Origin of the sequence: Allomesorhizobium camelthorni (assembly GCF_011045125.1) — a bacterium.
GTDB lineage: Bacteria > Pseudomonadota > Alphaproteobacteria > Rhizobiales > Rhizobiaceae > Allomesorhizobium > Allomesorhizobium camelthorni.
Window position 1 is genome coordinate 1 of record NZ_JAAKZF010000329.1, and the last position, 614, is coordinate 614.

Here is a 614-nt window from a genome sequence, read left to right on the forward strand (position 1 = left end):
CTGGTCTCGTTCACGATCCTGATGGCATCCGTCTACGCCCTGACGCGGGACGACCTGAAGGCGCGGCTTGCCTATTCGACGGTCAGCCAGCTGTCCTACATCGTGCTGGGCGCGGTTCTGTTGTCACCGGTCGCGATGGTCGGCGGCATCATCCACATTGCGGCGCATGCGTTCTCCAAGATCACGCTCTTTTTCTGCGCCGGGTCGATCTATTGCGCGTCTGGCAAGCGGAATATCAGCGACATGGCCGGCATCGGCCGCAGGCTGCCCTGGACGATGGGGGCGTTCTTCGTGGCCTCGCTCAGCATGATCGGGGTGCCGCCGACCGCGGGTTTCGTCAGCAAGTGGTATCTGGCGCTGGGCTCGGTGGAGGCGGGGGAGATCGCATTCCTGATCGTGCTCCTGGTGAGTTCGGTCCTGAACGCAGCCTATTTCCTGCCGGTCAGCTATGTCGCCTTTTTCGGGACGGAAGCGCAGGAGAGCCCGGCGACGGTCCGTGAAATTCCGATGGTGACGATCCCACTGGTCGCGACCGCCATTCTGTCGGTGTCGATGGGCATCTTTCCCGGCTATTTCCTCGCTCTGGCGGAAGGAGTGGTCAGATGATCAAGCGC

1 protein-coding gene is annotated in these 614 nt (G+C 62.4%); it reads left to right on the plus strand.

Annotated elements, in window-relative coordinates; translation table 11 throughout:
- Window positions 1–606: proton-conducting transporter transmembrane domain-containing protein (locus tag G6N73_RS36190; protein ID WP_281353039.1), on the plus strand; the 606-nt coding region annotated here is incomplete at its 5' end.
- Window positions 607–614 lie beyond the last annotated feature (8 nt).